We start from the raw sequence: 8438 nt of genomic DNA on the forward strand, positions 1-8438 counted from the left end.
GCTGTCAACGGCCGTTCAGACCATCGCCAGGGGCTGCTTGCGTGTCGGCGCCGGAAATGCCCGGTCGATCGCCCGCAGGTCCTCGCTGTTCAAACTCAGCACCCCGGCCGCAGCATTCAAGCGCACATGCTCCGGTGTGACTGCTTTGGGGATGGCAACGACCCCATCGTTGCGCGTCACCCATGCCAGGCTTACCTGGGCCGGGGTTGCGCCGTGCCGCTCGGCGATTTCGCTGAGCACCGAGTGCTGCAACAGCTGTCCCGCCTGGGCCAGTGGGCAGTAGGCCATGGTCGGCAAGCCGCGCTTCTGGCTCCAGGGCAACAAGTCGAACTCGATCCCGCGTTGCGTCGGGTTGTACAGCACCTGGTTGGTCGCGCAGTTGGCATCGTCGAGTTCGCGCAGGTCGTCGACATCGAAGTTGGATACCCCCCAACGACGGATCTTGCCTTGCTCGCGCAGCCGCTCGAACGCCTCGACGGTTTCCTCCAGCGGGTACTGCCCGCGCCAGTGCAGTAGATACAGGTCGATGCAGTCGGTGCCCAGGCGCTTGAGGCTGCGCTCGCACGCGGCCGGCACGCCGCGCTGACTGGCGTTGTGCGGGTAGACCTTGCTCACCAGAAACACTTGGTCACGGCGCCCGGCGATAGCCTGGCCGACCACTTCCTCGGCGCCGCCCTCGGCATACATTTCCGCGGTGTCGATCAGGGTCAATCCCAGTTCGATACCTTGCTGGAGGGCCGCAACCTCCGCAGCCTTGCGATGTGGGTTTTCGCCCATGTACCAGGTGCCCTGGCCAATGGCCGGAACGCTGGAGCCTGCCAGTTTCACGTAACGCATGTCACCTCCGGGGGCTGAGTGTGGGAAAGCAGTACCTCGAGCAGCGCCTGCGCTGCGGTGGACAGTTTGTGGTCACTCAAGGCGATCACGCCGATACGTCGTTCGACGATCGGGTCGACCAGCGCCACGCAACGTGCGCCGAGCTCCTGCATCTGGTTGATGCACAGCGCAGGCACTGCGCTCACGCCCAGCCCGCTGGCCACCATTCGGCCGATGGTCGACAGCTGATGGCTCTCGAACGCCACCGCCAGCTTGCCGTGCTGCGCCGCCACATTGTGTTCGAGCAACAGGCGAACCGCAGAAGGGCGTTGCAAGGCGATGAAGTCCTCGCCCAGCAGTTGGTTCCAGGTGGCCTGTTGCTGCGCTGCCAGTGGCGAATCGGCCGGCACCACGGCGACGAAACGGTCCAGGTAGAGAGGGTGGAAGTCCAGGCCTTCGTTGTTGTCCGGTTCGAAGCCGATGCCCAGTTCTACGCGACGATGACGCACCAGCTCCAGCACTTGCTCGTTGATCACATCATGCACTGTGACGTTGACCTTGGGGTACCGCTGGCGAAAGACCTTGAGCGAGTGTGGTAGCAGATTGCCGGCGAAGGCGGGTATGGCGGCCACCGACACTCGCCCCAGCTGCAGGGTGAAGCGCTGGCGCAGCATCTCCTCGGTGTCGTCCCAGTCGGCCAGCAGGCGTCGGGCCATGGGCAGCAGCACTTCACCTTCGGCCGTCAGGCTGACGCTGCGGGTGGTGCGGGTGAGCAGGGCGCCGCCGAGGTTGTCCTCCAGCGCCTTGATGGTCAGGCTCAGCGCCGGTTGCGACACATGCAGGTGTTCGCCGGCCTGGGCGAAGCTCTGGTATTTGGCCACGGTGACGAAGGCACGCAGTTGCTTGACGTTCATGACAGGGCTTGGCCTTTGTTTTGAATTTATTATCAATTGATGATTAAAACAAAATTAACAAATCAGTCGCCAGCAGTGAAGATGCCTCCACACGCTCACCGACAGCCTCGTCGGTTCAACAACTACAAAAGGCGGATCAGCATGGCCGGACTGGACAAGCGCGTAGCAACCTATGAACAGGCCCTCGAAGGCCTGAACGACAACATGACGGTACTGGCCGGTGGCTTTGGCTTGTGCGGTATCCCCGAAAACCTCATTGCCGAAATCAAGCGCCGTGGTGTCAAAGGCCTGACCGTGGTGTCCAACAACTGCGGCGTCGATGGCTTCGGCCTGGGTGTGCTGCTCGAAGACCGGCAGATCCGCAAGATGATCGCCTCCTACGTCGGTGAGAACGCCGAGTTCGAACGCCAGCTTCTGAGCGGTGAACTGGAGGTCGAACTGACCCCGCAAGGCACCCTGGCGGAAAAAATGCGTGCGGGCGGTGCGGGCATCCCGGCGTTCTATACCGCCACCGGTTATGGCACTCCAGTTGCCGACGGCAAGGAAGTGCGCGAGTTCAACGGCCGCAAGTTCATCCTCGAAGAGTCCATCACTGGTGACTTCGCCATCGTCAAGGGCTGGAAGGCCGACCACTACGGCAACGTGGTGTACCGCAACACCGCACAGAACTTCAACCCGTTGGCCGCCACTGCCGGCAGGATCACCGTGGTGGAAGTCGAAGAGATCGTCGAGCCTGGCGTCTTGCTGCCCAGTGAAATCCACACTCCGGGCATCTATGTCGACCGCGTGATCGTCGGCACTTTCGAGAAACGTATCGAAAAACGCACCGTCAAGGCCTGAGCGCCGTCCTGAAGAACAACAAAGAGATCCTGACCATGGCATTGACCCGCGAACAGATGGCGCAACGCGTCGCCCGTGAACTGAAGGACGGTTACTACGTCAACCTTGGCATCGGCATTCCGACGCTGGTCGCCAACTACGTACCCGCCGATATGGACGTTATGCTGCAGTCGGAAAACGGCCTGCTGGGCATGGGCGAGTTTCCGACCGAAGGCACCATCGACGCCGACATGATCAATGCTGGCAAGCAGACCGTCACCGCCCGTCGTGGTGCCTCGATCTTCGACTCGGCCCAGTCGTTCGCCATGATTCGTGGCGGCCATGTCGACCTCACCGTGCTGGGCGCTTTCGAGGTGGACGTGGAGGGCAACATCGCCTCGTGGATGATTCCCGGCAAGTTGGTCAAAGGCATGGGCGGCGCCATGGACCTAGTGGCCGGAGCCGAGAACATCATCGTCACCATGACCCACGCCTCCAAGGACGGCGAGTCCAAGCTGCTCCCGCGCTGCAGCTTGCCGCTGACCGGTGCGGGCTGTATCCGCAAGGTGCTCACCGACCTGGCCTATCTGGAAATTGAAAACGGTGCGTTCATCCTGCGCGAGACGGCGCCAGGGGTGAGCGTCGAGGAAATCATCGAGAAGACCGCCGGCAAGCTGATCGTGCCCGATGATGTGAAGGAAATGACCTTCTAAGGTCATTCCCCATCCCCTGTGGGAGCGGATCTGCCCGCGAATGCATTGGCCAACTGACTGCTGCATTCGCGAGTGAACCCGCTCTCACAGGGTTTTTGCGTTTCCGGCAGATTTGCCGTTGCAACCAATAAAACCAATAAAAGGAAGTTTACCGTGGCCGCTGAAATTCAAGACAGCCGCTCCGCCCGCTTTGCCTTGCGCTGCTCCAACTGGGCCGAACGCTGGTTCCCCGACTCCTGGGTATTCGCTGCCCTGGCGGTGATGCTGGTGTGCCTGGGCGCCCTGGTCATGGGCGCCAAACCGACCGACACCGCCAAGGCCTTTGGCGATGGCTTCTGGAGCCTGATCCCATTCACCATGCAAATGGCCTTCGTGGTCATCGGCGGCTACGTGGTCGCCAGCTCGCCGCCGGCTGCGCGGTTGATCGACCGCCTGGCACGCCTGCCCAAGAACGGCCGCTCGGCTGTGTGCTGGGTCGCGCTGATTTCGATGTTGGCCTCGCTGCTCAACTGGGGCCTGTCGTTGGTGTTCGGCGGTCTGCTCGTTCGCGCCCTGGCCCGCCGTACCGAGCTGAAGATGGACTACCGCGCCGCTGGCGCAGCCGCCTACCTGGGCCTCGGCGCCGTCTGGGCATTGGGCCTGTCGTCTTCGGCCGCGCAGTTGCAGGCCAACCCTGCCAGCCTGCCGCCGTCGATCCTGTCGATTACCGGTGTGATTCCGTTCACTGAGACCATCTTCCTCTGGCAGTCCGGGGTGATGCTGGCCGCGCTGGTGATCGTTTCGTTGGTGATCGCCTATGCCACTGCACCCGGCCCGAACAGTGCGCGCAGCGCCGAGGATTGTGGCGTCGACCCAAGCTTCACCGCGCCGCCCGCGCCTCAGCGCACCCGCCCCGGTGAGTGGCTGGAATACAGCCCGATCCTGATCCTGCTGCTGGTGGCGCTGGCCGGTGGCTGGCTGTACCAGGAGTTTGCCACCAAGCCGGCGATCACCGCGATTTCCGGGCTGAACACCTACAACCTGTTGTTCATCATGCTCGGCGCCTTGTTGCACTGGCGCCCGCGCAGCTTCCTCGACGCTGTGGCCCGCGCCGTGCCGACCACCACCGGGGTCCTCATCCAATTCCCGCTGTACGGCTCGATCGCCGCGATCCTCACCCAGGTCAAGGGGGTCGATGAGCAGACCTTGGCTCATCATATTTCGCTGTTCTTCACCCAGATCGCTACCCATGACACCTATGCGTTGCTGATGGGCGTGTATTCGGCGGTGCTGGGCTTCTTCATCCCTTCAGGCGGCGGCAAGTGGATCATCGAGGCGCCGTACGTGATGATGGTGGCCAATGACTTGCAGTACCACTTGGGTTGGGCGGTACAGATCTACAACGCCGCCGAAGCGCTGCCGAACCTGATCAACCCGTTCTACATGCTGCCGCTACTGGGCGTGCTGGGGCTCAAGGCACGTGACCTGATCGGCTTCTCGTTCGTGCAGTTGCTGGTGCATGTACCGTTGGTGCTGGTGCTGCTGTGGGCATTGGGGACTACGTTGCAGTACCTGCCGCCGGTGATGCCTTGAAGTGACGGGCTGTTGCTGAAAGCCTCATCGCTGGCAAGCCGGCGATGAGGCCAGTACGGACAGCGCGATCTTTACGTTTCGATGACATATTGATAACGATTCTTATCCGAGATTCGTTTTCATGTGAATGCTGCCAAACGGCAGCCATGGATTTTCATCGGACGTACAAGGAGTAAGGCAGCGATGTTCGCGCCCATCAGCCGTTCCATGACCTTGACCCTGGGTCTTTGCACCACCTTCCTCAGCACTGCGACACTGGCAGAAGACAACGAACCAAGGCCGCAGGAAGGGGTGCTGGAACTCGGCTCCACGCAAATTCTTGCTCAAAGCCTGGGCAGCACCACCGAAAACAGCGGGTCTTACACCACGGGCAGCATGAGCGCAGCCACGCGGCTGAACCTGTCGATCAAGGAAACTCCGCAATCGGTCTCGGTGATCACCCGTCAGCAACTCGATGACTTCCAGCTCGACACACTGTCCGAGGCCATGGCGCACGTCACGGGCGTCACCGTGCAGCGCAACGACTCGGAGCGGCCGACTTACTACTCCCGTGGATATGCCATCAACAACTTCCAGATCGACGGGATGCTCAACACCTTCTCCGGGCTCAAGTCGGATTCGGACACCATCATCTATGACCATATCGAGGTCGTGCGCGGCGCCACTGGCTTGACCACCGGCGCGGGCGACCCGTCTGGCACCATCGCCATGGTGCGCAAGCGTCCGACCCATGAGCTGGCGGTCAACAGCGGTGTCAGTGCAGGCAGCTATGACAACTACTACAGCCACCTGGATGTCGGCGGCCCGCTGGGGTGGGAAGGGCGCCTGCGCGGTCGCACGGTGCTGGCCTACCGGGACAGCCAGTCATTCATGGACAAGTACGCCACCCAGCGCGAGGTGGCCTATGGCATCGTCGAGGCAGACCTGACCGACAGTACCGTGCTGGCGGTAGGCTACGATTACCAGAACAAGCATGTACAAGGCGCGTCCTGGGGCACGGTACCTTACTGGAGCGCCGATGGCGGCAAGGCCGATCTGCCCCGTTCGACCAACCTGGCTGCGCCCTGGTCGTCCTGGCCACTGAAAGACCAGACCTTGTTCGCCACCCTCGACCAACGCCTGGGTAACGATTGGCTGCTCAAGGCGGCTTACACCCATCGCCAGACCGACAGCGACGGCAAGGTGTACTACGGCGGCAATGGCTTCCCCGAGGCCGACCGCAGCGGCATGAAGGCCTGGTCCAGGCACATGTCTGGCCAGGAAAAGATGGACGCGATCGACTTCAACCTGGCCGGCCCGTACCAGCTGTTCGGGCGCAGCCATGACTTCATGGTTGGCTATGGCGAGTCCGAGCGGCGCAACAGCTCGCCCTATCTGATTGCGCTCTCAGTGCCTGATGGCTACACCAGCATTCCCGACTGGAAGTACATGGGGTCGATACCAAAGTTCTACGACATCGACACGGGCCTGGATGCTTCGCGCAGCTACATCCGCCAGAAAGCCGGTTACATTGCCACGCGCCTGAACCCCACCGACCGCCTGCATGTGGTGCTGGGCAGCCGTTACGGCAGCTGGCAGACCAAAAGCCGCGACTGGACCTATGACGATGCGCTCAATGCCGCTGAAACCCAGAGCAAGCAGACCCAGAACGACCAGTGGACACCCTATGCCGGCGTGCTCTACGACCTCACCGAGCAGTACACGGCGTATGTCAGCTACACCGACATTTTCAACCCGCAGACGGTGCGTGACGTCAACAAGCAGTACCTCGAACCCATCGTCGGCAAGGTCTACGAAGTGGGCCTCAAGGGCAGCCTTTACGACGATCGCCTCAACCTGAGCACGGCGGTGTTCCGCAGCAAGCAGGACAACGTCGCCGAACAGGACGACTCGGTGCCGCCGGGGCCGGACGGTGAAATCTATTACAAATCCGGTGGCAAGGGCGTGGTGGTCGAAGGCTTCGAAGCCGAGATTGCCGGTGAGGTGATGCCCGACTGGCAAATGAGCCTGGGCTACAGCTACACCCATGCCGCAACGGGCGACAAGCAGCGCAAGAATACCGAGCAGCCGCTGAACCTAGTGCGTTTCTCCACCACCTACAAGCTAACCCCGGTCTTGACCGTGGGCGGCAACCTGGACTGGCAGAGTGACAACTTTAAGGCGGCCAATCGTCCGGTGGGGCGAGAGGCGGACGGCACGATCATCACGGTCAAGGACACCATTAGCCAGAAGGCCTTCTCGGTGGTGGGGCTGATGGCGCGCTATCAGTTCGATGAGCATGTGTCAGCGTCATTGAACGTGAAAAACCTGTTCGATGAGCACTACTACAACAACCTTGGGTTCTATAACGGGGTTTATCATGGCGAACCGAGGACGATGATGGTTAGTCTTGACTGGAAACTGTAACGCGTGAGGAGCGCTCGATGATCGAGGTGTCGCGGTTTTGGCGGGATCCAACCTTGCCTTTCGTTGAAGCCCGGCGGGTAGGGGATGGGCGCAAGGTGTGTTACGCCGCCCATTCCCATGAGAGCTTTTCCATCGGTGTGATCACTGGCGGGCGTAGCCGTTACCTGACCGGTGACACTCAGGTCGAAGTCAGCGCCGGTACCACGGTGCTGATGAACCCTGGCGTGGTGCACACCTGCAACCCGATCGAAGGGGAGGCATGGTCTTACCTGATGCTGTTCGTCGACCTGCCGTGGTTGCAGACGCTGGGGTTCGAACTGCCTGGGCACACCTGTAGCACGTCGCCGAGGCTGTACGGCCGGCTGTTGCAGGTGTTTGCCAGCTTGTTCGACGACGCTGAGCCCCAGCGTGAGGCGCTGCTGGCGACGTTTTTTACAGACCTGCCAGGTTATCTTGGGGCACCTACGCGCGTCAGCGCGTCAGGCCATCCGCGTCTAGAGACGGCCGCTGCCTTCATTCGTGCGCACCGCACCGACCCACTGAGCCTTGAAGATATCTGTGCCGCTGCCGGGCTGTCGCGGGCCTATCTGATCCGCGCATTCCGACAACGCTTCGGCCTTACGCCCCATGGATACCTGGTTGATCAGCGGGTTCAGCATGCCCGGGCGCAATTACGCCAGGGCAGGGCGATCGCCGAGGTGGCAGTGGAGGCTGGGTTTGCGGACCAGGCGCATCTGCAACGGGTGTTCAAGCAACATCTGGCGGCGACGCCTGGGCATTATCGTGATGCTTGAAGTGGGTTGTGAGCAGGCTGATAGGGTCTTGACTGGTTAAACGACACGTTGTCGGATCATGGTGTCGGTACCGATTTTAATGCAGCCGGCCTGCCGAGGTGATGACAGTGGTACCAGGCAATCGCATCGAAATCTTGCGCCCTATTTGCGCGATAGTCCGGTGTCCCCCTTTGTCGTCCCAGCAGGATTTCTGCCCTGATGGCTGACAGCTGGTGCATCGTTGTAGCCATATACCGCTGCGCTCCAGATGAAGCACGGGTTGCTCGAACAGCGGTCGAATCGATCATCCAGGTATGGGGATCGATCAAGCCTTTTTCATTGAGTCTGAGGTGCAATCGTCTGAGCATCTGATCGAATGTTCCGCGGTTTCGCCAGACCCGGAAGCGGTGATAGACCGTCGCCCA

The 8438-nt window shown here is 61.4% G+C and carries 7 protein-coding genes and 1 pseudogene; 5 read left to right on the forward strand and 3 right to left on the reverse strand.

Annotated features, from left to right (window positions below; all coding sequences use genetic code 11):
• Nucleotides 1-15: 15 nt before the first annotated feature.
• Together H620_RS0115765 and H620_RS0115770 are read right to left on the reverse strand one after the other, a co-directional pair.
• Nucleotides 16-837, reverse strand: a complete 822-nt coding sequence (locus H620_RS0115765) for an aldo/keto reductase (protein WP_023380380.1) — start codon at nt 835-837, stop codon at nt 16-18.
• Nucleotides 825-1730 carry a LysR family transcriptional regulator gene (locus H620_RS0115770; RefSeq protein WP_023380381.1) on the reverse strand — a complete coding sequence of 302 codons (906 nt, stop codon included), beginning with the start codon at nt 1728-1730 and terminating at the stop codon, nt 825-827. Before H620_RS0115770 ends, H620_RS0115765 begins: the two co-directional genes overlap by 13 nt.
• Before the next feature lie 141 nt (nt 1731-1871).
• Here H620_RS0115770 and H620_RS0115775 point away from each other — a divergent pair, with 141 nt between their 5' ends.
• The 5 genes from H620_RS0115775 to H620_RS0115795 all read left to right on the forward strand — a co-directional run bounded on the left by H620_RS0115775 (nt 1872) and on the right by H620_RS0115795 (nt 8034).
• The gene (locus tag H620_RS0115775) at nt 1872-2570 is read left to right on the forward strand and encodes a CoA transferase subunit A (protein WP_023380382.1); all 699 of its coding nucleotides are present in this window, start codon (nt 1872-1874) and stop codon (nt 2568-2570) included.
• 35 nt (nt 2571-2605) lie between these two features.
• Complete coding sequence (locus H620_RS0115780; RefSeq protein WP_023380384.1) at nt 2606-3262, forward strand: CoA transferase subunit B; 657 nt, start codon at nt 2606-2608, stop codon at nt 3260-3262.
• Between the two features lie 153 nt (nt 3263-3415).
• A complete protein-coding gene (locus H620_RS0115785; protein ID WP_023380385.1) occupies nt 3416-4834 on the forward strand; it encodes a short-chain fatty acid transporter in 1419 nt (472 codons plus the stop codon).
• 183 nt (nt 4835-5017) lie between these two features.
• A complete protein-coding gene (locus H620_RS0115790) occupies nt 5018-7240 on the forward strand; it encodes a TonB-dependent siderophore receptor (protein ID WP_027907617.1) in 2223 nt (740 codons plus the stop codon).
• Between the two features lie 17 nt (nt 7241-7257).
• Nucleotides 7258-8034, forward strand: a complete 777-nt coding sequence (locus H620_RS0115795) for an AraC family transcriptional regulator (protein WP_023380387.1) — start codon at nt 7258-7260, stop codon at nt 8032-8034.
• Nucleotides 8035-8273: 239 nt separating this feature from the next.
• Here H620_RS0115795 and H620_RS27465 read toward each other — a convergent pair.
• Nucleotides 8274-8438: pseudogene (locus H620_RS27465) on the reverse strand (IS5/IS1182 family transposase); the annotation flags it as partial.

Origin of the sequence: Pseudomonas taiwanensis DSM 21245 (genome assembly GCF_000425785.1) — a bacterium.
Lineage (GTDB): Bacteria > Pseudomonadota > Gammaproteobacteria > Pseudomonadales > Pseudomonadaceae > Aquipseudomonas > Aquipseudomonas taiwanensis.

What these genes read in the sequence shown, in the direction of transcription:
- H620_RS0115790 (WP_027907617.1), top strand. Translation starts at nt 5,018, where the DNA reads ATGTTCGCGCCCATCAGCCGTTCCATGACCTTGACCCTGGGTCTTTGC.
- H620_RS0115795 (WP_023380387.1), top strand. Translation starts at nt 7,258, where the DNA reads ATGATCGAGGTGTCGCGGTTTTGGCGGGATCCAACCTTGCCTTTCGTT.
- H620_RS0115765 (WP_023380380.1), bottom strand. Translation starts at nt 837, where the DNA reads ATGCGTTACGTGAAACTGGCAGGCTCCAGCGTTCCGGCCATTGGCCAG.
- H620_RS0115770 (WP_023380381.1), bottom strand. Translation starts at nt 1,730, where the DNA reads ATGAACGTCAAGCAACTGCGTGCCTTCGTCACCGTGGCCAAATACCAG.
- H620_RS0115780 (WP_023380384.1), top strand. Translation starts at nt 2,606, where the DNA reads ATGGCATTGACCCGCGAACAGATGGCGCAACGCGTCGCCCGTGAACTG.
- H620_RS0115775 (WP_023380382.1), top strand. Translation starts at nt 1,872, where the DNA reads ATGGCCGGACTGGACAAGCGCGTAGCAACCTATGAACAGGCCCTCGAA.